The sequence below is a fragment of the Actinophytocola sp. genome, from assembly GCF_050699935.1.
Classification (GTDB): domain Bacteria; phylum Actinomycetota; class Actinomycetes; order Mycobacteriales; family Pseudonocardiaceae; genus Actinophytocola.
Map to the genome: position 1 here is coordinate 14,110 of NZ_JBOHGB010000070.1, position 20,868 is coordinate 34,977.

24 protein-coding genes are annotated in these 20,868 nt (G+C 69.3%); 6 read left to right on the forward strand and 18 right to left on the reverse strand.

Going from position 1 to position 20,868, the window contains the following annotated elements; translation table 11 throughout:
* Window positions 1–2 precede the first annotated feature (2 nt).
* The 9 genes from ACRDTB_RS21950 to ACRDTB_RS21990 form a co-directional block, all read right to left on the reverse strand.
* On the reverse strand, window positions 3–845 hold the full coding sequence (locus ACRDTB_RS21950; protein ID WP_431433072.1) for a carbohydrate ABC transporter permease: 843 nt from the start codon (window positions 843–845) through the stop codon (window positions 3–5).
* Window positions 845–1,789, reverse strand: coding sequence for a carbohydrate ABC transporter permease (locus ACRDTB_RS21955; RefSeq protein ID WP_431433074.1), 945 nt, complete (start codon window positions 1,787–1,789; stop codon window positions 845–847). Before ACRDTB_RS21955 ends, ACRDTB_RS21950 begins: the two co-directional genes overlap by 1 nt.
* Window positions 1,786–3,108, reverse strand: a complete 1,323-nt coding sequence (locus ACRDTB_RS21960) for an ABC transporter substrate-binding protein (RefSeq protein WP_431433076.1) — start codon at window positions 3,106–3,108, stop codon at window positions 1,786–1,788. The genes ACRDTB_RS21955 and ACRDTB_RS21960 overlap by 4 nt, the downstream gene beginning before the upstream one ends.
* A gap of 206 nt (window positions 3,109–3,314) precedes the next feature.
* Complete coding sequence (locus tag ACRDTB_RS21965; protein WP_431433077.1) at window positions 3,315–3,836, reverse strand: general stress protein; 522 nt, start codon at window positions 3,834–3,836, stop codon at window positions 3,315–3,317.
* Window positions 3,837–3,977: 141 nt separating this feature from the next.
* Window positions 3,978–5,174: an acyl-CoA dehydrogenase family protein gene (locus ACRDTB_RS21970; RefSeq protein WP_431433079.1), complete on the reverse strand. Its 1,197-nt coding sequence runs from the start codon at window positions 5,172–5,174 to the stop codon at window positions 3,978–3,980.
* 88 nt (window positions 5,175–5,262) lie between these two features.
* Window positions 5,263–5,442 (reverse strand): hypothetical protein, encoded by a 180-nt coding sequence (locus tag ACRDTB_RS21975; RefSeq protein WP_431433081.1) that lies wholly within the window; start codon window positions 5,440–5,442, stop codon window positions 5,263–5,265.
* Window positions 5,443–5,559: 117 nt separating this feature from the next.
* Window positions 5,560–6,375 carry a slipin family protein gene (locus ACRDTB_RS21980; RefSeq protein ID WP_431433083.1) on the reverse strand — a complete coding sequence of 272 codons (816 nt, stop codon included), beginning with the start codon at window positions 6,373–6,375 and terminating at the stop codon, window positions 5,560–5,562.
* Between the two features lie 52 nt (window positions 6,376–6,427).
* On the reverse strand, window positions 6,428–7,270 hold the full coding sequence (locus ACRDTB_RS21985; protein WP_431433085.1) for an HpcH/HpaI aldolase/citrate lyase family protein: 843 nt from the start codon (window positions 7,268–7,270) through the stop codon (window positions 6,428–6,430).
* Entirely contained in the window at window positions 7,267–8,337 is a 1,071-nt protein-coding gene (locus ACRDTB_RS21990) for an HpcH/HpaI aldolase/citrate lyase family protein (protein ID WP_431433087.1), read from the reverse strand. The genes ACRDTB_RS21985 and ACRDTB_RS21990 overlap by 4 nt, the downstream gene beginning before the upstream one ends.
* A 156-nt stretch (window positions 8,338–8,493) precedes the next feature.
* Between ACRDTB_RS21990 and ACRDTB_RS21995 the strand changes: the two genes are divergently transcribed.
* Window positions 8,494–9,780, forward strand: coding sequence for a magnesium transporter MgtE N-terminal domain-containing protein (locus ACRDTB_RS21995; protein WP_431433089.1), 1,287 nt, complete (start codon window positions 8,494–8,496; stop codon window positions 9,778–9,780).
* Complete coding sequence (locus ACRDTB_RS22000) at window positions 9,773–10,294, forward strand: DUF1003 domain-containing protein (protein WP_431433090.1); 522 nt, start codon at window positions 9,773–9,775, stop codon at window positions 10,292–10,294. Before ACRDTB_RS21995 ends, ACRDTB_RS22000 begins: the two co-directional genes overlap by 8 nt.
* A gap of 1 nt (window position 10,295) precedes the next feature.
* Here the strand turns inward: ACRDTB_RS22000 and ACRDTB_RS22005 are convergent, their stop codons facing one another.
* Window positions 10,296–10,748, reverse strand: coding sequence for a MarR family winged helix-turn-helix transcriptional regulator (locus ACRDTB_RS22005; protein WP_431433092.1), 453 nt, complete (start codon window positions 10,746–10,748; stop codon window positions 10,296–10,298).
* 93 nt (window positions 10,749–10,841) lie between these two features.
* On the opposite strand from ACRDTB_RS22005, the gene ACRDTB_RS22010 reads away from it, so the two are divergent.
* Window positions 10,842–11,987 (forward strand): Mrp/NBP35 family ATP-binding protein, encoded by a 1,146-nt coding sequence (locus tag ACRDTB_RS22010; protein ID WP_431433094.1) that lies wholly within the window; start codon window positions 10,842–10,844, stop codon window positions 11,985–11,987.
* Here the strand turns inward: ACRDTB_RS22010 and ACRDTB_RS22015 are convergent, their stop codons facing one another.
* The 5 genes from ACRDTB_RS22015 to sigE all read right to left on the reverse strand — a co-directional run bounded on the left by ACRDTB_RS22015 (window position 11,988) and on the right by sigE (window position 15,902).
* Window positions 11,988–12,569, reverse strand: coding sequence for a TetR/AcrR family transcriptional regulator (locus ACRDTB_RS22015; protein ID WP_431433096.1), 582 nt, complete (start codon window positions 12,567–12,569; stop codon window positions 11,988–11,990).
* A 122-nt stretch (window positions 12,570–12,691) separates the two neighbouring features.
* Window positions 12,692–13,084 carry a Sec-independent protein translocase protein TatB gene (gene tatB, locus ACRDTB_RS22020; protein ID WP_431433098.1) on the reverse strand — a complete coding sequence of 131 codons (393 nt, stop codon included), beginning with the start codon at window positions 13,082–13,084 and terminating at the stop codon, window positions 12,692–12,694.
* Between the two features lie 49 nt (window positions 13,085–13,133).
* Entirely contained in the window at window positions 13,134–14,663 is a 1,530-nt protein-coding gene (locus ACRDTB_RS22025) for a trypsin-like peptidase domain-containing protein (RefSeq protein WP_431433099.1), read from the reverse strand.
* Window positions 14,664–14,706: 43 nt separating this feature from the next.
* Window positions 14,707–15,312: a zf-HC2 domain-containing protein gene (locus tag ACRDTB_RS22030; protein ID WP_431433101.1), complete on the reverse strand. Its 606-nt coding sequence runs from the start codon at window positions 15,310–15,312 to the stop codon at window positions 14,707–14,709.
* On the reverse strand, window positions 15,309–15,902 hold the full coding sequence (sigE, locus tag ACRDTB_RS22035; RefSeq protein WP_431433112.1) for an RNA polymerase sigma factor SigE: 594 nt from the start codon (window positions 15,900–15,902) through the stop codon (window positions 15,309–15,311). The genes ACRDTB_RS22030 and sigE overlap by 4 nt, the downstream gene beginning before the upstream one ends.
* Window positions 15,903–16,156: 254 nt before the next feature.
* Between sigE and ACRDTB_RS22040 the strand changes: the two genes are divergently transcribed.
* Window positions 16,157–16,807: an O-methyltransferase gene (locus ACRDTB_RS22040; RefSeq protein WP_431433102.1), complete on the forward strand. Its 651-nt coding sequence runs from the start codon at window positions 16,157–16,159 to the stop codon at window positions 16,805–16,807.
* Between the two features lie 28 nt (window positions 16,808–16,835).
* On the opposite strand, the gene ACRDTB_RS22045 is transcribed toward ACRDTB_RS22040, so the two are convergent.
* A complete protein-coding gene (locus ACRDTB_RS22045; RefSeq protein WP_431433103.1) occupies window positions 16,836–17,123 on the reverse strand; it encodes a hypothetical protein in 288 nt (95 codons plus the stop codon).
* 43 nt (window positions 17,124–17,166) lie between these two features.
* The gene (glgC, locus tag ACRDTB_RS22050; protein ID WP_431433105.1) at window positions 17,167–18,384 is read right to left on the reverse strand and encodes a glucose-1-phosphate adenylyltransferase; all 1,218 of its coding nucleotides are present in this window, start codon (window positions 18,382–18,384) and stop codon (window positions 17,167–17,169) included.
* A gap of 47 nt (window positions 18,385–18,431) precedes the next feature.
* Here glgC and glgA point away from each other — a divergent pair, with 47 nt between their 5' ends.
* On the forward strand, window positions 18,432–19,592 hold the full coding sequence (gene glgA, locus ACRDTB_RS22055) for a glycogen synthase (RefSeq protein ID WP_431433107.1): 1,161 nt from the start codon (window positions 18,432–18,434) through the stop codon (window positions 19,590–19,592).
* Between the two features lie 79 nt (window positions 19,593–19,671).
* Window positions 19,672–20,193 carry a GtrA family protein gene (locus tag ACRDTB_RS22060; protein ID WP_431433109.1) on the forward strand — a complete coding sequence of 174 codons (522 nt, stop codon included), beginning with the start codon at window positions 19,672–19,674 and terminating at the stop codon, window positions 20,191–20,193.
* On the opposite strand, the gene ACRDTB_RS22065 is transcribed toward ACRDTB_RS22060, so the two are convergent.
* Window positions 20,109–20,868, reverse strand: a 760-nt coding sequence (locus tag ACRDTB_RS22065) for a leucyl aminopeptidase family protein (RefSeq protein WP_431433111.1), incomplete at its 5' end; no start/stop codon positions are given. The genes ACRDTB_RS22060 and ACRDTB_RS22065 overlap by 85 nt on opposite strands.

The window sequence follows — 20,868 nt, forward strand, 5'->3', positions numbered from 1 at the left end:
CCTCAGCCCTTCACGGCACCGGACGTCAGCCCCGCGACGATGCGACGCTGGAAGAACAACACGAACACGATGATCGGGATGGTGATCACCACGGCGGCCGCGGAGATCGTCCCGGTCGGCGCCTCGAACTGCGAGGCACCGGTGAAGAACGACAGCGCCGCCGGCACCGTCCTCGACGCCTCGGTCGAGGTCAGCGAGATGGCGAACAGGAAGTCGTTCCAGCAGAAGATGAACACCAGGATCGCCGTGGTGAACACGCCAGGCGCCGCCAGCGGCGCGATCACGCGACGGAACGCCTGGGCCGGGGTCGCCCCGTCCATCTTCGCCGCCTTCTCCAGCTCCCACGGGATCTCCCGGAAGAACGCGGACAGGGTGTAGATCGCCAGCGGCAACGCGAACGTGATGTACGGCAGGATCAGCCCGCCCCACGTGTCGAACAGCCCGAGGTTGCGCTCCATCTCGAACAGCGGCGACACCAACGACACCTGCGGGAACATCGCGATCAGCAGCGACACCCCGACCAGGGCCTGCTTGCCCGGGAAGTCCAGGCGAGCGATCGCGTACGCGGCCATCGTGCCGAGCACGACGGCGATCAGCGTGGCGATCACCGAGATCCCGATCGAGTTGATCAGGGCCCGGACGAACTCGTTGGTGGTGAAGATGTCCTTGTAGTTCTGGAGCGTCCACTCCGATGGGAAGAACTTCTTGTCCGTCTGCGACTCCACCGTCTTGAACGACAGAGACACCGTCCACAACACCGGGATCAAGGCGTACACCACGATCACGATGTCGACGATCGACCACCGCACCTTGCGGCCGGTGGTACTCCCACCGATCACGGCCATCAGCGCTTCCCTCCCGGAGCATTACCCGGCGCGGCAGCACCGAACATCTTGACGAACACGAACGCGATGATCGCCACCGCGATGAAGATCAACACCGACATGGTCGACCCGATGCCGAGGTTCAACCCCTTGATCAGGTTGTTGTAGGTCTGCATCGACACCGACGACGTGTCGTTGGCGCCCTTGGTCAGCACGAAGATGTTGTCGAAGATCCGGAACGCGTCGAGCGTGCGGAACAGCAGTGCCACCAGGATCGCCGGCTTCATCACCGGGATCATGACCTTGGTGAACCGCTGCCACGCGGTAGCGCCGTCCATCGACGCCGCCTTGAGCAGGTCGTCAGGCACCAGCGCCAGTCCGGCCATCAGCAGCAGCGCCATGAACGGGGTGGTCTTCCACACCTCCGCCAGAATGATGATCAGCAGCGACGGAAGCTGCTGTGTCAGCGGCGCTTCCGCGCCGAACAGGTCCGAGAGGTACCCGGTGTCGGCGTTCCACGCGTAGAACCAGGAGAACGCCGCCACGACGGTGACGATCCCGTACGGAATCAGCGACACCGTCCGCACCAGGCCGCGACCCACCAGCGTCCGGTGCATCACCAGTGCCAGCACCATGCCCAGCACCAGCTCGATGACCACCGACACCACCGTGATCAGCGTCGTGATCCCGAACGCGGTCCACCAGTACTGGTCCGACAGCACCGCGACGTAGTTGCTCAGCCCGACGAACTCCCGCTGGTCCGGGAACCGCAAGTCGTACCGCTGCAAGGACAACCACACCGAGTAGATGATCGGCCAGCCGGTCACCGCGACCATCACGATCGCCGCCGGTGCGCACAGCAGCCAGCCCAGCCGGCGCTCCGCCCGCTTGCCCTCGCTCAGCACGGGCTTCTTCTTCGCCGGCGTGACTTCCGCGGGTGGGGCGGTGTCAATGGTCTGACTCACGGCAGCACTCCCTTCGACTCGAGTGCCTTCTGCAGGCCGTCACGAAGCTCCTCCGCCGTCGCCTCCGGATCGATCTCCGCCGGCGGTGAGAGCACTTTGGACGTGATGGTGGACAGGTTCTGGTACACCACGGTCAGCGGACGGACCGCGGCGTCCTGGAGCTCCTCGAGAATCGTGTCGCGCATCGGGTACGCGGTCGCCATGCTCGGGTTGTTCGCCGCGTCCTCCGGCTGGTCCGGGTCGAGCGGCCGGTCGTCCGTGTAGACCGACTCGATCGTCGGCGGCACGCCGTCCTTGATGGCGGAGAACTTCTGGCTCTCCGGACTGCGCAGGCACAGCGCCGCCTCGAACGCCTCGGGCTTGTGCTGCGAGTACGCGCTCACCGCGAGGTTGTAGCCGCCGACGGTCACCCTGCTCGGGCCGTCGATGCCCGGGTAACGAGTCCACTTGAGATTCTTGGCCCGCTCCGGGTTCGCTTCCTGGATCGCCGCGTAGACATAGGGCCAGTTGAGCTCGAAGGCGGCCGTGCTGTTCGGCGCCTCGAACGCCTGCTGCACCTGCTGCTCCTGCGCGTTCGTCAGCGAGGGGTTGGTGACCCCCGAGCTGGAGACCTCCTGGAGCAGCTCGAGCGCGTCGACCGCGCCCTGGTCCATGACCACCTCGCTGCCGTCCTCGGACAGGATCTGCCCGCCGGCCGAGGCGACCAAGGTGTTGTAGGTGACCACGAGGCCCTCGTACTGGGCTCCGGTGAAGAGGATCTCGTAGGGCTTGCCCTCGCTCTTCAGCTGCTTGGCCATGTCGATCATCTCGCGCCATGTCTCGGGTGGCTGCGGTGTGACCGTCGAGTCGTACCAGAGGAGCTGCACGTTCGTGTTCTTCGTCGCGGCGTAGAGCCGGTCGTTCCACATCGCCGTCGACAGTGGACCCTCGAGCACTCCCGCCTCGGCGTCGGACCTGTCCTCGCCGGTCCATTCCTCCAGCCAGTTCGCCTCGGCGAACTCCGGCACCCAGGTGACATCCAGTCCGAGGATGTCGAGGTCGGTGTCGCCGGCCGCGAGCCTTCGCACCATCTGCTCGCGCTGGCCGTCCGCGTCGCGGGGCAGCTTTCGGTAGACGATCTCGTAGCGACCGTCAGCCTGCTCGTTGCAGTTGTCGATCACTGCCTGGAAGTTCTCTTCCGGCGCGTAATACACGTTGATCTGTGTGCCGCCGTCCGACCCGCAGGCCGCGATAGCCGGCGCGGCGACGAGCGCCGCGCTGGTCGCGGCGACTGCGCGCCAGCGGACCACGCCCCGGCCGCTCGTCCGGGTACTGCCCATGAAAAACCCTGCCTTCCTCCCGCCGGCGACGGGAGGTCCAGCGGCAAAACCACAGCTAGCGGCTGGCACCAGCACCTCGACGTGCCTCGGGAACGCGTCACCTGATGCGTTGGTGCAATGAACCTAGGCCCGATGATCACGGCCCGCAAGCAAGATGGGCAACGATTCAGAAAAGGCCTGTAACGGGCCGCCTGCCGGATTGTTCGTTACTCCGTTCGGGGGCGCATCGCTAGTTTGGCGAGCAGATCACGGCCCTTCTCCGCATTGCGCGGCTGGGCGAGAACATCGTATCGGCCGGCGACGAGCTGGCTCGCCGAGGCGATCTCGCGCCCACTGCTGCGCGTGGTCGCGTACCCCACCGCGGCGAAGACGAGACCGAACACCACGCCGGCGGAGAGCCCCACGAGAATCGGCGCGAAGGACATGGTCTGTGAGCTGAAGAGCCCGAGCAGCAGACCGACGAACAGGCCGAACCAGGCGCCGGACAGGGCACCGGTTCCGAGCACCTTGGGCCAGCTGAGCCGACCGATGACCCGTTCGACCAACATCAGGTCGACTCCGACGATCGTGACCTCCTGGACCGGGAACTCGTTGCCGGCAAGGTATTCGACCGCCCGGTGGGCCTCCTTGTAGGTGTCGTAGGACCCGATCGGCCAGCCCGACGGAGGCGTCGGGACCCTGGGAAGACCCTGACTTCCTCGTCCCGCGCCGGAGAACGCACCGGTCACCGTTGCTCACCTCGTTCAGCAGTTACGTCCATCCTGCCAATACCGGGCGAACAGTGCTAACCCCGCGTCAGTCAAGCTCGCCGAGCATGGCCGCGAAATCGAGGGCACCGCGGGGGACGTTACAACCTCGATGCGGATGTCTCAGCCCTTGGTCCGGTACTCACGAAGCAGCCCGCGGCTGATGATCGTCTTCTGGATCTCGCTCGTGCCCTCGCCGATCAGCAGGAACGGGGCCTCGCGCATCAGCCGCTCGATCTCGTACTCCTTGGAGTATCCGTAGCCACCGTGGATGCGGAAGCTCTCCTGCGTCACCTCGGCGCAGTACTCCGACGCGAGCAGCTTCGCCATCCCCGCCTCGACGTCGTTGCGCTCGCCCGAGTCCTTGAGCCGCGCGGCGTTGACCATCATCAGGTGGGCGGCCTCGACCTTGGTGGCCATCTCCGCCAGCTTGAACGCGATCGCCTGGTGCGCGGCGATGGGCTTGCCGAACGTGTGGCGCTGCTGGGCGTAGTCCACCGCCAGCTCGAACGCCCGGATCGCGATGCCGCACGCCCGCGCGGCCACGTTGACCCGACCCACCTCGACGCCGTCCATCATCTGCGCGAAGCCCCGGCCCGGCGCGCCGCCGAGGACCTTGTCGGCGCCGATGCGGTAGCCGTCGAACACCGCCTCGGTCGTGTCGACGCCCTTGTAGCCCATCTTGTCGATCTTGCCGGGAATGGTCAGCCCGGGCGCCACCTCACCGAACCCGGTCGGCTTCTCCACCAGGAACGCCGTCAGGTTCTGGTGTGCTTTCGCCGCGCCCTCGTCGGTCTTCACCAGCAACGCGATCAGGTTCGACGTGCCACCGTTGGTGAGCCACATCTTCGCGCCGTCGACGACGTAGTCGGCACCGTCGCGCCTCGCCCGGGTCTTGATCGCGGCGACGTCCGAGCCCAGGTCCGGCTCGGACATCGAAAAGCTGCCGCGCACCTCGCCGGAGGCCATCCGCGGCAACAGGTTCTGCTTCTGCTCGTCGGTCCCGTGGTGGCGAACCATGTGCGCCACGATGAAGTGGGTGTTGATCACGCCCGACACGCTCATCCAGCCGCGGGCGATCTGCTCCACCACGAGCGCGTAGGTGAGCAGCGACTCGCCGAGCCCGCCGTACTCCTCGGGGATCGTGAGGCCGAACAGCCCCATCTGCTTCATCCCGTCGACGATGTCCTGCGGGTAGGCGTCGTCGTGCTCGAGCCGCTGCGCGTGCGGGATGATCTCCTTGTCCACGAAGTCCCGGACCGTCGCGAGGATCTCCTGTTGCACATCGGTGAGTCCGGCGGTCTGGGCTAGGCGGGCCATGACGGCGCTCCCTCCGGGCGAGACTGGGATTACCGGTCAGTATCGCGCCGTTAACGCTCGTTCGCGTCACGAAGGTGCGCAGGGCCACTCAGAACAGTCGTCCGGCGAACTCCAGGCTGGCGCCGCAGCCGCGGCAGCCTTCGGCGAGCACGTACACGTCCTTGCCGCAGCGGCGGCAGGTTTGGAAGCTCCGCTCGAACAGGTCGTCGCGGGCGCGGCTCCCGAAGAGCCTTCTTCGCCCCTCCTTGCTGACACGATGCTTGGCCATGGCCACACCCTCACCCGATGGGGTGGGGCCCGAGCAAGACCTTACCGTGATCTGTGCGTTATATCACCGCAATCTTTGACGGTCCGTCACGCCCGTTTGTCGCACTGTGCAGGGAAACTACTGCTCGTCATCGCTACGTTGCGGAGCGGATTCCCTGATCGGCTTCACCGATTCCGGCGTCTCACGAGCGTGTTCGAGAAAGCGGAGCAGCTCGACCGGGAACGGAAGCACGAGCGTCGAGTTCTTCTCCGCCGCGACCGCCACGACCGTCTCCAGCAACCGCAGCTGCAGCGCGGCCGGGGTGTCGGCCATGACCCGCGCGGCATCGGACAGCTTCTGGGACGCCTGGAACTCGCCGTCGGCCGAGATGACCCGGGCCCGGCGGTCCCGCTCCGCCTCGGCCTGGCGCGACATCGAGCGTTTCATCGCTTCGGGCAGCGCCACGTCCTTGATCTCGACGCGGTCGATGTGGATGCCCCAGTCCAGTGCGGGCGTGTCGATCATCAACTCCAGGCCCTGGTTGAGCTTCTCGCGGTTGGACAGCAGGTCGTCCAGGTCGCTCTTGCCGATGATCGACCGCAGCGAGGCCTGCGCGACCTGACCGATCGCGAACCGGTAGTCCTCGACGTTCACGATGGCCTGTGTGGGGTCGACGACCTTGAAGTACACGACGGCATCGACCCGCACCGTCACGTTGTCGCGCGTGATGCCCTCCTGGGCCGGCACCGGCATGGTGACGACCTGCAGGTTGACCTTCTGCAAGCGGTCGGCGACCGGCGCGATGACCGCGAGACCCGGCCCGCGTACGGCGCTTTGCACGCGCCCCCAACGGAAAACGAGTCCCCGTTCGTACTGCTTGATCACGCGAACGCAGCTGCTCGCCCAGATTCCGGCGACGATCAGGACCAAGATGAGGATGTAGAGAAAGACCATGGCGAGCCTCCCGGATCCCTCGATCCCGATGCTACGCCGGGCAGGTCACGGGTTAGGTCTCCTCGACCGCGGCCGCCAGGTCGAGGATCCGGCGGGCGTTGTCCACGTGCAGGTTCTCGATCATCCGGCCATCGACGGTGACCACCCCGCGCCCCTCCCGGCGCGCTGCCTCGAAGGCGTCGATGATCTTCCGTGACCGCGCCACGTCCTCGGCCGACGGAGCGAAGATCCGGTTGCACGGCTCGAGCTGGCTCGGGTGGATCAGTGTCTTGCCGTCGAAGCCGAACTCGCGGCCCTGCCGGCATTCCGCCTCGAAGCCCTCGGCGTCGCGGACATCGTTGTAGACGCCGTCGAGGATCACCTTGCCGGCAGCCCGCGCGGCGAGCACGCACATCGACAGCGGGCCGAGCAGCGGGCCGCGGCCGGGTACCTGCTCGGCCAGCATCTCCTTGGCGAGGTCGTTGGTGCCGAGCACGAGCGCGGCGAGCCGATCGCTCGCGGCGGCGATCTCCGCGCAGCGCAGCACCGCGACCGGCGTCTCGATCATCGCCCAGAGCTGGACGTGCTCGGGCAGTGCCGCCGCGATCGAGCGGACCTCGTCGGCCGAGTCGACCTTCGGCACGACGACCGCGGCCGGCCCGGCCTTGCCGGCCGCGGCCAGATCGTCGGCGTGCCACGGAGTTCCGATGGCGTTGACCCGGATCGTCACCTCGCGCCGGCCGTACACGCCGGACGCCGCGGCGGCGCACACCCGCTCGCGCGCGGCGACCTTCGCGTCCGGGGCGACGGCGTCCTCGAGGTCGAGGATCAGTGCGTCGGCCGGCAGGGTCCTGGCCTTCTCGAGCGCGCGCTCGTTGGCGCCGGGCATGTAGAGGACGGACCGGCGCGGCCTCATGCGAGCGCCTCCTTCGTGGCCCTGTCATAGGCACTGGCGAGGTCCGGGTCGCGCTTGGCCAGCTCGTCGGCGAGTTCGGCGACGACCTGGCACTGCTTGACCGTGGCGTCGTCCTGCATCTTCCCGTCGAGCATGACGGCACCGGTACCGTCGCCCATCGCGGCGATGACCCGGCGGGCCCAGGCGACCTCGGCCGGGTCGGGCGAGAAGACCTTCCTGGCGATGGCGATCTGCGCCGGGTGCAGGCTCCACGCGCCGACGCAGCCGAGTAGGTAGGCGTTGCGGAACTGGTCCTCGCAGGCGACGGTGTCGCGGATGTCGCCGAATGGGCCGTAGTAGGGCAGGATCCCGGCGGCCACACAGGCGTCGACCATGCGGGCGACCGTGTAGTGCCACAGGTCCTGCTGGTAGGTCGTGCGCCCCTCGTTCAGGTCGCCGGACACGGGGTCGGTGCGCACCAGGTAGCCGGGATGACCGCCGCCGACCCTGGTCGTCTTCATCCGGCGGTTGGCGGCGAGGTCGGCCGGGCCGAGCGAGATGCCCTGCATGCGCGGGCTCGCCAGGGCGATCTCCTCGACGCGGGCGACGCCGCTCGCGGTCTCGAGGATCGCGTGCACGAGCAGTGGCCGTTCGAGCTTCGCGCGGGCTTCGAGCTGGGCGAGGAGGCGGTCGACGTAGTGGATGTCCTCGGGGCCCTCGACCTTGGGGATCATGATCACGTCGAGCCGGTCGCCGATCTCGCTCACCAGTGTGAGGAGGTCGTCCAGTACCCACGGCGAGTCGAGGCTGTTGACCCGGGTCCAGAGCTGGGTGTCCGCGAAGTCGGTGTCGCGGACGATGCGCACCAGCCCGGCCCGCGCGGCCTCCTTGCGGTCCGCGGCGACCGCGTCCTCGAGGTTCCCGAGCAGGACATCGGCCCGCCCGACCATGTCGGGGACCTTCGCGGCCATCTTCTCGTTGCCCGGGTCGAAGAAGTGGATCATCCGCGAGGGGCGGAACGGGATCTGCCGCACCGGTTCCGGCGCGCCGACCGCCAGGGGGCGGAAGAAGTCCTTAGGTGAGCGCATCGTGCCTCCAACCCTGCTACCTGCGGGTGACCCTAAGGCGCGGGCGGGATCGGCGCCGCCCACATGTCACCGACGCCACGGGCACCGAACCGCCCGCACCCCGACGCGGGGCTGAGCGCCGGGTGGATCGCTGGCCGAACGGCTAGCCTGATCGCCGTGGGCTCCGTGAGCAGGGTGTTCGTCGCACAGCTCGTCGGCCTGCCGGTGTTCGGACCGGACGGCGAGTCCATCGGCAAGATCCGTGACGTGGTGGCCGCCCTGCGGACCGACCGCCAGTCGCCGCGGGTCCTCGGCGCGGTCGTCGAGCTGGCGACCCGGCGCCGGATCTTCGTACCCATGCTGCGCGTGACCTCGATCGACACCAACGCGGTCACGCTGGCCACGGGCTCGGTCAACCTGCGCCGCTTCCACCAGCGCCCCAACGAGGTCCTCGTCGTGGGCCAGTTGCTCGACGCACGGGTGCAGATCGCGGCGACCGACGCCACCGCGGTCGTGGTCGACGCCGCGATGGAGCCGACCCGGACCCGCGACTGGGTGCTTGGCCGGGTCGCGATCCAGCGGCGCACCGGTCGGCTCGGCCGCCGCGGGCCGATCCAGGTGCTGCACTGGGAGGAGGTGCGCGGGCCGGGCGTCATCGAGCTGTCCTCCGTTCCGCAGGGCACCGACAAGCTGCTCGCCGTCTTCGACACGATGCGCGCCGCCGACGTCGCCGCCGCACTGCGCGAGCTGCCGGCCAAGCGGCGCTACGAGGTGGCCGACAGCCTCGACGACGAGCGGCTCGCGGACGTCTTCGAGGAGCTGCCCGAGGCGGACCAGAAGGAGCTGCTCGCGCATCTGGGCGAGGAGCGCGCGGCCGACATCCTCGAGGCGATGGACCCCGACGACGCCGCCGACCTGCTCGGCGAGCTCCCCGAGATCGACCAGGACCGGCTGCTCGAGCTGATGGAGTCCGAGGAGTCCGACCCGGTCCGCCGCCTCCTCGCCTACTCCGCCGACACCGCGGGCGGCCTGATGACGCCCGAGCCGATCGTGCTGAGCCCGGACGCGACGATCGCCGAGGCGCTCGCCCTGGTGCGCAACCCCGACATCACCCCGGCACTGGCCAGCATGGTGTTCGTGTGCCGGCCGCCGTCGGCCACGCCCACCGGCCGCTACATCGGCTGCGTGCACCTGCAGCGGCTCCTGCGCGAACCGCCGTCCGAGCTGGTCGCCGGCGCCGTGGACGCGGAGCTCGCGCGGCTGCCACCCGACGCGTCGCTCACCGACGTCACCCGCTACTTCGCCGCCTACGACCTGGTCTGCGGCCCGGTCGTCGACGACACCGACCACCTGGTCGGCGCGGTCACGGTCGACGACGTGCTGGACCACCTGCTACCCGCCGGCTGGCGCGAGGGCGGTCCGTGGGAGCCGGCCGCGGCGGAAGGCGAGACCGCCAATGCCTGAACTACTGTCCCGCCGCAAGCTCGACCAGCCGCGCGCGCCGCACCGGCTGCGGCTCTCGTTCGACCCGGAGGCATTCGCGCGGCTCTCCGAACGGCTCGCGCGGTTCCTCGGCACCGGGAAGTTCCTGTTCTGGCAGACGATGCTCGTGATCACGTGGATCACACTGAATCTCGTCGCGCTGAACCTGCGCTGGGACCCGTACCCGTTCATCCTGCTCAACCTGGCCTTCTCGACCCAGGCCGCCTACGCCGCGCCGCTGATCCTGCTCGCCCAGAACCGGCAGGACGACCGGGACCGGGTCTCGCTCGAGGAGGACCGCGCACGCGCCGCGCAGACCAAGGAGGACACCGACTACCTGGCCCGCGAGCTGGCCGCGCTGCGACTCGCGATCGGCGAGGTGGCCACCCGTGACTACCTGCGTGGCGAGCTGGACCGGTTGCGCAAGGACCTCCGCCCGCGGCGGCGCCCGCCGGCCGAGTCCGTCCGCGACGACGCCCGCTGGGCGGACGGCTGAGCTAATCGGTGAGCCGGGAGCACAAGGCGCCGAACTCGGTCAGCTCGTCGGGCTCGAAGTGCTCGACGAAGTGCCGCATGACGCCGGCCAGGTGCGTCCGGGCCGCCTCGCGAAGTGTGTCCACGCCCTTGGTGGTGAGCACCGCGACGACCCCGCGTCCATCACTTTCGAAGCGCTCGCGGGTCACCATGCCGGCCATCTCGAGCCGGTCCACCAGCCGCGTAACGCCTGATCGGGACAGCAGGACGGCATCGGCGAGCTCGGCCATCCGCAGCCGCCGGTCAGGCGCCTCGGCGAGCTGAACGAGCACGTCATAACCACCGAGGGACAGCGGATGCTTGGCGACCAACTCGCTCTCGAGCACCCGCGACAACCGCGCGTGCGCCCGCAAGAACGAGCGCCACGCGTCCATTTCGCTCCCGGTCAACCGCCGGGTCACGGCTGGCTCCGCCACGATCCAGATGTTACGGAATGCGCGTTCATAGCCGCACGGCGGCGGACGCGGTCACCGGACCGGCGGTGCGAGAGTGCCCGTAGCATGGAATATGTGACGACCAGCGAGCCAACTCAGGTTCCCGACGTGGAGGCGGTGCGCGCCGCGCTGACCCGCGTCGAGGATCCGGAGATCCACAAGCCGATCACCGAACTCGACATGGTCAAGAACGTGACCATCGGCGAGAACGGCACCGTCAACGTGGAGATCTACCTGACGGTCGCCGGCTGTCCGCTCCGCGACAAGATCACCCGTGACGTAACCGCCGCGGTGTCCGAAGTCGCCGGCGTGCGGCACGTCGCGGTCGAGCTGGACGTGATGAGCGACCAGCAGCGCACGGAGTTGCGCCGCAAGCTGCGCGGCGACGCGGAGGAGCCACGAATCCCGTTCGCCGAACCGGGATCGCTGACCAGGGTGTACTGCGTCGCGTCCGGCAAGGGCGGGGTCGGCAAGTCGAGTATCACGGTCAACCTCGCGGTGGCGATGGCTGCGCGCGGGCTGTCGGTCGGCGTGGTGGACGCCGACATCTACGGGCACTCGGTGCCCCGCATGCTCGGCGCCACCGGCCGCCCGACACGGGTGGAGAAGATGATCCTCCCGCCCGAGGCGAACGGCGTGAAGGTCATCTCGATCGCCATGTTCACCCAAGGCAACACTCCCGTCGTGTGGCGCGGCCCGATGCTTCACCGCGCGCTCCAGCAGTTCCTCTCCGACGTGTTCTGGGGCGACCTCGACGTGCTGCTGCTCGACCTCCCGCCGGGTACCGGCGACATCGCGATCTCTGTGGCGCAGCTGATCCCCAACGCGGAGATCCTCGTGGTCACCACGCCACAGCAGGCCGCCGCCGAAGTCGCCGAGCGTGCCGGTGCGATCGCCCTGCAGACCCGCCAGCGGCTGGCCGGCGTCATCGAGAACATGTCGTGGCTGGAGTTGCCCGACGGGTCGCGGATGGAGCCGTTCGGCACAGGCGGCGGCACGGTGGTGGCCGAGTCGCTGTCGAAGTCGGTCGGTGCGGACGTGCCGATGCTGGGCAAGGTGCCGCTCGACCCGCGGCTGCGCGAAGCGGGCGACAACGGAGTGCCGTTCGTCGCGTCGGTGCCGGACGCCGAGGCGTCTAAGGTGCTCACGGACATCGCGACCAAGCTGTCGACCCGCGCACGCGGACTCGCCGGCCGGATGTTGTCGGTCTCCCCGGCCTGATCACTCCCTTTCCGGCAACACGTCGAGAGCGACCAACTTCACGGCCTCGAGAAGGTCCGCGCCCGACGGCACGGACCGCGGATCGCCCAGCCACAATGCGGCCAAGCCGGCCAGCAGCGCCTGGTAGAAGGCGCCGATCTTCTCTGCCTCCTCGTCGTCCTCGGTGATGGCGCCGAACAGCTCGGCGAGCGCGATGCGGGACTGGCGGGTCTCGGCGGCGAACGACTCGCGGAGCTCCGGCTCCCGCTCCAGAACGGACAGCAGCTCGAACTGGACCGCCCATAATTTGGCCGACCGCGCGAAGGACTCGATCACCCGCTGCCAGGTCGCAACGAACCGGTTGGCGTTCCCGTCGACCGAGTAGTCGCGCTTGCGCAGCACGTCGCTGACCTCGTCGCCCCACCTCGTCAGTGACTGCCGCAGCGCGACCTTCAGCAGCTCGTCCTTCGAGCCGTAGTGATAGCCGATCGCGGCGAGGCTCACCCCGGCGGCCGAGGCGATGTCCCGCGCGGTGGTGCGCGCGTAACCCTTGTCGGCCAGGCAGCGCTCGGCGCCGTCCAGCAGTGCTTCCCGATTTCCCATGGTCTCACCGTACCACCGTCTCAAACGTCTGTGTCAGACAGATGTGTTGCACATGTGTTCGATACAGGTGTACTGTCGCTGACGCGGACACGATCAGCGTGAACGGCTACGGAGGGGGTGCGTCAGGTGGCGTCGGGATCGAAGGGGGCCTTGTCGCCAGGAGGTGGCGAGGCAGGCTTCTCGCTCTTCGCGGGGGCCGGTGAGGGCGGTGTGTGGCCGTTGGCCTTGGTGTGGCCGTTGCCGGACTCGACGTCCTCGAAGAGATGCTTGGTCACCGCGCGGCGCGGGTCGAAGTTGCGCAACTGCTGGAGATCCTGCAGCGGCTTGCGGAGCTCGTCGAAATCGTCGCCCATCTCCGTGCGGAGCTGCTCGCGGGCGCCCGTCGCGTACTCGCGAACCTTGCGGACGCTACGACCGAGCCACGCGGCGGCCGACGGCAGCCGTTCCGGCCCGAGGATGAACAGGCCCGCCACAACCAGGATGAGGATCTCGGCCCAGCCGATGCTGTCGAACACTGTGGCCTACCTCCGCCGCGCCAACTTCAACGCTTTCCAGCGTAGCCAATCAATCGGACTGCAGGGTGACCCGAACCGTCAGCTCCCGGCCGCCCCTCGCCAGTACGACCGGTACCGCGTCGCCGACCCTGTGCGTGCGCACGGCGACGAACAGCTCCGCGACGTCGCCTATCGCCTGGTCACCGACCTTGGTGATCACGTCGCCCTGCTGGATGCCGGCCTTCGCGGCCGCGCTGCCGTCCTTCACGTTCTGGACCCGGGCGCCGTCGGAGGTCTCGGCGGACACCGAGGCGGCGTTGACGCCGAGGTCGGCATGCCGCACCTCGCCGCGCCGGATCAGCGTCTCGATGATCGGGCGCGCGTAGTCGATGGAGATCGCGTAGCCGAGACCGATGTTGCCGGTGCCGCCGTCCGCGCCCTGGAGGTTGGTGTTGATGCCGACCAGTGCGCCGGTGGAGTCGACGAGCGGACCGCCCGAGTTGCCGCGGTTGATCGCGGCATCCGTCTGGATGCCGTCGTAGATCGCCGGCTCGCCGCTGGACCCCGGCGAGACCACGGCGCGGTGCAGGGCGCTGACGATGCCCTGGGTGACCGTGTCGGCAAAGCCCAGCGGGGAGCCGATGGCGATCACGATGTCGCCCACCGCGAGGTCCGCGGAGCGGCCGAGCTGGAGCACGGTCGGGTTCGGTACGTCGATCTTGAGCACGGCCAGGTCGGTCTTCGGGTCGCGGCCGACGATCGCCGCCCTCACCCGCGTGCCGTCGTTGAAGACGGCCGCGATGTCCTGGCCCTCCTCGACAGAGCCGCCGAGCGTGACGACGTGGTTGTTGGTGAGGATGTAACCACCGCTGTCGATCACCGCGCCGGAGCCGGACCCGCCGGAGTCGCCGACCTTGACCTCGAGGGACACGACCGCCGGGCGCACCCGGTTGGAGATGTCGGCCACCGAGCCTGCCGCGCGCTCCTTGCCGGGGCTCACCTCGGCCAGCGTCACGTCACTGCGCAGCGAGTCGCCACTGCGGGCGATGTACCAGCCGGCGACGCCACCCGCGCCGCCGATGAGCAGCGCGACCAGTGCGAGGGTGAGCAGCGCGGTGACCTTGACCCGCCGCCCGAAGATCAGCTCGGGCACGCTGAGCAGCTGACCGGTCGGCCGGCTCTTGGTCTTCTTGTCCGCGTCGAGTTTCGCATCGTCCGCGCCGAGGGCCGGCGGGCCGATCATCGCACCCGCGGCCGGGTCACGCCAGGGGTCCCCCGCCGCCTCGTCATCCCACGGGTCGACGCCACCCGGAACGTCATCGGCAGGCGGGCGTTGCAGCACCTCGGTGGTGCCCGAGGGGCGGCCGAACGCATCGGCCAGCGACTCGGGCGGGGGCGGGGCGACCTTCATCTCGCTGAACACCGAGCGGCCACCCGCGGGTCCGCCGGCCTGCGGCGAAAACGCACCATCCACGCCAGCCGGGCGGCCGAACACGGCCGCGCTGGTGGGGTCTACCTCGGGCCGGTGCAGCGGACGAGGCCCGAGTCGGGGGCGGTCGGAGCCATCACCGTTCGGCTCGGGGGTCACCTGGTCGTTCATCGGTCACCAGCCTGCCTGACCACCGGTGAAGTTGGCGTAGCGGTCAGCGCCCGGCCGTGCGAAAGGTGCCGAAACCGGCTTGCTGAACGTTGTCCGCGCCGGCGACCGCGGGCCGGTAGGTGTCCGGCGGAGTCCGCCGCTCGGGCTCGTCGGAGCCGCTCGTCGTCACGAGCGCGAGAGCGCCGAGCACGAGGCCGGACACGACGACACCAGCACCCTGAGCCGCACGGCGTCCGGGCCGGCGGCCGAGAACCGCTCGCCCCTCACCGAGCTTGGCGGACGAGCCGAGCGGTGTGCTCGACCCAAAAGGGGCCGGCGCCGCGGGCATCTGGTCGGGCTTCTGCACGACGACCAGCTGGCCGTCGTCGGTCACCGCGAGGCCGTCCGGCGTCGCGGGCATGTCGACCCGCTGGGGAATGGCGCGCAGCGTGGCGAGCAATGCGGCCGGCACGGCCGGGGCGTCGGCCGACTGGACCGCGAACCTCGCCTGCCGCTGGGCGACGATGTCGGCCAGGCAGTGCGCGCACCTGGCCATGTGTGCGGCCGCCCGGTCATGCGCCGTCGGCGACAGCTCACCATCGGCGAACGCCACCACGGCGTCCGGCAGCAGATGCTGTTCGGACAGACCCCAACCGCGCTCGTCGGTCACGACCTACCCTCCGATACCAGTTCCCTGCGCCGCTCCAGCGACGCGCGCAAAGCCTGTCGCCCCCGGTGGATCCTGCTCCGCACAGTACCCAACTTCACGCCGAGGGTTGCGCCGATCTCCTCATACGACAGGCCTTCCACGTCGCAGAGCACGACAGCTGCCCGGAACTCGGGCGGCAGCTCGTCGAGGGCGTCCTGCAGATCGGGGTCGAGATGTGTCTCGGCATAGACCTGCTCCGGGCTCGGGTCATCGCCCGCCAGCCGGTCGGTGTCCTCGGGCAGTCCCTCCATGCGCAGCCGAGAACGACGGCGCGCCATGTCAAGGAACAGGTTGGTGGTGATGCGGTGCAGCCAGCCCTCGAAAGTGCCCGGCTTGTAGTTGGCCAGGGAGCGGAACACGCGGATGAACGTCTCCTGGGTGAGGTCCTCGGCGTCGTGCGCGTTACCGGTAAGCCGGTAGGCAAGCCGGTAGACGCGGTCCGCGTGCTCACGCACGACCTCGTCCCACGATGGCGGTGTCCAGTTGGACTGCTCGTCCAGCTGGACGGGTTGCGCTCCGGCAAGGACCGCGCCGGTCGACTGCGTCTGCATCGGGCGGGTAGTCACCTCCCTGGGGCCGTCTGCCCCACTGCTCCGCTTAACGTCGATCTCGCTCATCCTGTTCCCACCCTCAGCGGCCCGTCCCAGATCACCTGTTACCCCCTGTCTGCAAACCTCCACCTAGATAATCGGCGATCTGAATGTGAACGTAGTGAGAGGTGCCTGAGAGCCACCTGAGAAATGAACGCGTCCCGCTCGCGCCGCGTTCACCCGATTCCGCTCGGACAACGCTAACCTCACACTTCGTGGCATCCGATACGCCGACGATCGACTCGGACGCGCTGAACGCGTACGTCGAGGGCTACCTGACCGAGGACGACACGCTCGCCTCGGCCCGCGCCCAGGGCGTCGAGCTGGGCTGCGCGCCCATCTCCTCGGGCGGTGGCGCGGCCCTGCGCTTCCTGGCCACGGTGCTGCGGGCGAAGGCCGTAGTGGAGATCGGCACCGGTGCGGGCGTGAGCGGGCTGTACCTGCTGCGTGGCATGGCCCCCGACGGCGTGCTGACCTCGATCGACGTCGAGCCGGAGCACCAGAACGCGGCCAAGCGGGCGTTCACCGAGGCCGGCATCGCCTCCGGACGCACGCGGCTGATCATGGGTCGCGCGCTGGACGTGCTGCCGAGGCTCACCGAGGAAGCCTACGACCTGCTGTTCGTCGACGCCGCGAAGCCCGAGTACCCGAACTACCACGAGCAGGGAGTCCGGCTGCTGCGGCCGGGTGGAGTGATCGCGTTCGACAGCGTCCTGTGGTCCGGCCAGGTAGCGAACCCGGCCCGCCGCGACGCCGAGACGGTCGCCCTGCGCGAGGTCGCCCGGGCGGTCCGGGAGGACGATCGCCTGGTCCCGGTGCTGCTGCCCCTGGGCGACGGCCTACTCGTCGCCGCGAAGGCCCACTGAGAGAAGCAACCGTGGATCGGGCACCCGGCTAACCCTCCGAGGCGACGAACCCGCCCACCAGCGACCCGGCCGCCAGCCCGATCACGACGACCGCCCAGCCTCCGCCGTGCATGTCCGACTCTCCCGACCACCATCCCCACAACGCGCTCGCGACCACGCCGAACGGCGCGAACCCGACCAACCCCGCGATGATGCCCGTGCCGAGCTTGAGGTTGCCGAAACGCTTGCGCCGGGTCTCTTCGCCAACCTGGCTCATCTGCCACACCGACCGGTACGGGTCGTTCTCCGGCGGCGGTGGTGGCTGTCCGGGATACATACCTTGAAATTAAACGCCTGAACCGGCCCACAGGAGGGGGAAACTACTCGACCTGCTCACCCTTTCCGAGCACGACGACCCCGCCGGCGCTCACCGTGAACCGGTCCCGGTCCGCGGACAGGTCGACGCCGATCCCCGCGCCGTCGCCGACCGTGACGTTCTTGTCGAGGATCGCCCGGCGCACGACCGCGCCCCGGCCGATCCGCACGCCCGGCAGCAGAACGCTGCCCTCGACGTCCGCGCCATCCTCGATCTGCACGTCCGCGCCGATCACCGACTCGCGCACGGCCGCGCCGGAGATGATCGACCCCGGCCCGACCATCGACGCGACCGCCGAGCCGGAGCTGACGAACTTGGCCGGCGGCAGCGGCGGGGTGGCCGTGCGGATCGGCCAGCGCTGGTTGTACAGGTTGAACACCGGGTGCACGGACACGAGGTCCTGGTGGGAGTCGTAGTAGGCGTCGAGCGTCCCGACGTCGCGCCAGTAGCCCCGGTCCCGCTCGGTGGCTCCCGGCACCTCGTTGTCGTCGAAGTCGTAGACCATCGCGCTGCCGCCCTTCACGAGCATCGGGATGATGTCGCCGCCCATGTCGTGCATCGACTCGGGGTTGGCGGCGTCCGCGCGCAGCGCCTCGAGCAGCACGTCTGTGCGGAACACGTAGTTGCCCATCGACGCGAACGTCACGTCCGGGTCGTCCGGGACGTGCGGCGGCTCGGCCGGCTTCTCCAGGAACCGGGTGATCTGGCCGTGCCGGTCGGAGTCGATGCAGCCGAACGCCTTGGCCTCGGTGCGCGGCACCCGGATGCCGGCGACGGTCACGCCCGCACCGGAGTCGACGTGCTGGGAGACCATCTGCGACGGATCCATCCGGTACACGTGGTCCGCGCCGAACACGACGATCTGGTCCGGCCGCTCGTCGTACACGAGGTTCAGCGACTGGAAGATCGCGTCCGCGCTGCCGGTGTACCAGCGCGGGCCGAGCCGCTGCTGCGCCGGCACCGGGGTGATGTACTGCCCGAGCACGCTCGACAGGCGCCAGGTCGTGGAGATGTGTCGGTCCAGCGAATGCGACTTGTACTGGGTCAGCACGCACAACCGGTGGTAGCCGGCATTGACGAGGTTCGACAGGACGAAGTCGATCAGCCGGTAGTTGCCGCCGAACGGAACCGCCGGCTTCGCGCGGTCCGCCGTCAGCGGCCACAACCGTTTCCCCTCACCACCGGCGAGCACGATGGCGAGCACGTGCGGCTGGCCCTTCACGAGCCGACCCTAACCGCGCCGTAGCGGGCGCGGCTACCGTGACAGGCGTGCGCATCGGCCTGCTGACCCGCGAATGGCCGCCCGAGGTCTATGGCGGCGCGGGGGTTCACGTCGAGTTCCTCGTCCCCCGGTTGCGCGAGCTCGTCGATGTCGATGTGCACTGCTTCGGCGCGCCGCGTTCCACCGACGGCGTGCACTCGCACAACCCGGCACCGGGCCTGGAACACGCGAACCAGGCGCTGCGGACGCTGTCCGCGGACCTGTCGATCACGGCCGCGGTCGACGACGTGGACCTGGTCCACTCGCACACCTGGTACGCCAACCTCGCCGGGCACCTCGCCAAGATCCTCTACGGCTTCCCGCACGTGATCACCGCGCACTCGCTAGAGCCGCGCCGGCCGTGGAAGGCCGAGCAGCTCGGTGGCGGCTACCGGCTCTCGTCGTGGGTCGAGCGGACCTGCTACGAGGCGGCCGACGCGATCATCGCGGTCAGCTCGGGCATGCGTGACGACGTGCTCGCCTGCTACCCGGCGCTGCCCCCCGGAAAGGTGCGCGTGGTTCGCAACGGTATCGACGCGGCCGCGTACCACCCGGTCACCGACGACGACGCGCTGCACCGCCACGGCGTCGACCCGGACCGGCCGATCGTCGTGTTCGTCGGGCGGATCACCCGGCAGAAGGGCGTGGGGCACCTGATCGCCGCCGCACACCGCATGGACCCGACCGCGCAGCTCGTGGTGTGCGCGGGCGCACCGGACACGCCGGAGATCGCCGCGGAGACCGCGGCCGCGGTATCCGAGCTCGCGGCGGTGCGGCCGGGAGTGATCTGGATCCGGAAGATGCTGCAGCCGGCCGAGGTCCGCCAGCTGCTCAGCCACGCGACCGTGTTCGTCTGCCCGTCGGTCTACGAGCCGCTCGGGATCGTCAACCTCGAGGCGATGGCCTGCGGGACGGCGGTCGTCGCGTCCGATGTCGGCGGCATCCCCGAAGTGGTCGAGGACGGCGAGACCGGCCTGCTCGTGCACTACGACCCGGCGGACGAACCGGCTTTCCGGACGGCACTCGCGGACACGGTCAACCGGGTGCTCGCCGACCCGGACCAGGCCCGGCGGATGGGCAAGGCCGGCCGGGAGCGGGCGGAGCGGGAGTTCTCGTGGGCGAGCGCGGCCGAGCGGACTGTCGAGGTGTACCGCTCGGTCCTACCCTGACCCGGGCCCGGGCGAAGTCCGGCGGATCTCGGGGTTGTTCCTGAGAGTGCATTCAGCCGCCGCCCGATAGCTTGGCGATGTGGCGATAACACTGCTGGTCAGAGGGCCCGTGCGGATCCGGTTCGCACGGTTCACGGTCGCGTCCGCGATCGCCACGGGCATCAGCCAGCTGGTCCTGCTGACCGTCTACGGGCTCGGCTCGACCGACGCGACGGTGGCCAGCACGCTCGCCTTCCTCGCCGGCTCGGCGCCGCACTTCCTGATGGTCCGCTACTGGGCCTGGCGCGACACCGACCGCGGCCAACTGCACCACCAGCTGACCACGTACTTCACGGTGACGCTGCTCGGTGGCCTCGCCTCGATCGGGCTCTCCACGCTCACCGGGCTCTTACTTCTGCCGCTCGTCAGCGGTCAGGGCTGGCGAGCGGTCATGCTGGCGTTGGGCTACCTCGCCGCGAGCGGGCCGGTGTTCCTGGCCAAGTTCGCGCTGTTCGACCGCGCGTTCGCCAACCAGGCTCAGCTACCGAGGCCGTATGCCGACACCAGCTCGATCAAGGTCCGCGCCGCGAACCCGGTCGCGCCGGCAGTCACCTCGTCATAGGTCCGTTCCGCACGGGCCGGGCCCGCGATGTCCAGGTGTGCCCACGGCACGCCGCCGGTGAACTCCCGCAGGAACATCGCGGCCGCGATCCCGCCCGGTCCGGGTGGGCATTGCCGGACATCGGCGATGTCACTGCGCACGGCCTCGATGAACTCGTCGTGCACCGAGCCGGCGTCCGACGACAGCGGCATGCGCCACCACTGCTCGCCGGCCCGTTCCCCGGCGGCGAGCACGCGGTCGGCCACGTCGTCGGAGTTCGTGAACACGCCGCCGGTACGCAGGCCGAGCGACACCTTCATCGCACCGGTCAGCGTGGCGACATCGACGAGCAGGTCCGGCGACAGGCTGGCGGCGGCGTAGGCCAGCGCGTCCGCCATGATCATGCGGCCCTCGGCGTCGGTGTTGGTCACCTCGGTGGTTCGGCCGCCGTGATGCCGGACGACGTCGCCGGGGCGATATGCCGTTCCGGACACGTGGTTCTCCGCGCACGGCACCAGACCGGTCACCCGCACGTCGGGCCCGAGCCGGGCGATGGCCTGGACGGTAGCGATCACGGCGGCACCGCCGGACATGTCGGTGCGCATCAGGTGCATGCCGTCGGCCGGCTTGATCGAGATGCCGCCGGTGTCGAACGTGATGCCCTTGCCGACCAGCACGACGTGCGGCGCGCCGCAC